1 protein-coding gene is annotated in these 1,055 nt (G+C 60.9%); it reads left to right on the top strand.

Annotated features, from left to right (window positions below):
- Nucleotides 1–94: 94 nt before the first annotated feature.
- A protein-coding gene (locus tag NKH03_RS34730) for an IS630 family transposase (protein WP_502913587.1) occupies nt 95–1,055 on the top strand; the annotation gives its coding sequence in 2 pieces (ribosomal slippage) (nt 95–433 and nt 436–1,055; 959 coding nt annotated over the 2 pieces). This gene is flagged as partial in the annotation.

A 1,055-nucleotide genomic window follows, 5' to 3' on the forward strand; every position in this document is an offset into this window, starting at 1 on the left:
CTAGAGCGGGATGAAATGAGACTGAATCGGCGGGGATTCCCTTCGGCGTGCAAATCTGATTCAACCTTCTTGCTGGGCAAGGAGGTCAGCATGGATGGGCAAGCCTTACTCGATGGATCTTCGCGAACGGGTTGTTGCGTCAGTTGAGCAGGGTGGGCTGTCGCGGCGGCAGGCGGCAGTACGCTTTGAGGTTGGGATCAGCACCGTCATCCGATGGGTGAGCCGGTTGCGCGAAACGAACAGTCTTGCGCCCGGCAAGATGGGTGGGCACAGGCCCAAGAAGATTGCCGGTGAGCATCGGGAGTGGCTGCTGCTGCGCTGCCGGGCCGCGGACTTCACGCTACGCGGACTTGTGGCCGAACTGGCCGAGCGCGGCCTTGCGGTCGACTACCGCTCGGTGTGGGAGTTCGTCCACGCCGAGAAGCTCAGTCACAAAAAAAGACGCTGATCGCGGCTGAGCAGGATCGCCCCGATGTGGCGCGCCGGCGGGCACAGTGGGCCAAGTATCAGGACCGTATCGATCCTTCCCGCCTGGTGTTCATCGACGAGACATGGACCAAAACCAACATGGCGCCGCTCAGGGGATGGGCGCCACGCGGCGAGAGGATCAAAGCCAAGGTGCCACACGGCCATTGGAAGACAATGACCTTCCTGGCGGCGTTGCGCCATGACCGTGTCGATGCACCATGGCTCATCGACGGACCGATCAACGGCGAGCGTTTCCAGCTCTATGTCGACAAGGTTCTCGTCCCAACCCTCAAGCCAGGCGACATCGTCGTCATGGACAATCTCGGCTCGCACAAGGGCAAGGCCGTGCGCCGCGCCATTCGCTCAGCCGGCGCCAGGCTGTTCTTGCTGCCGAAATACTCGCCCGACCTCAATCCTATCGAGAAGCTCTTCGCCAAGCTCAAGCACTGGCTGCGCAAGGCTGCCAAGCGAACAGTCGAAACCGTCTGTGACGCCATCGGCCAAATCCTCGGCGAGGTCACGTCAACCGAATGCCGAAATTACTTCACAGAGGCAGGCTATGCCCAACCTAAATTCATCCCGCTCTA

The sequence above is a fragment of the Mesorhizobium sp. M1406 genome (assembly GCF_040317555.1).
Taxonomy (GTDB): domain Bacteria; phylum Pseudomonadota; class Alphaproteobacteria; order Rhizobiales; family Rhizobiaceae; genus Mesorhizobium.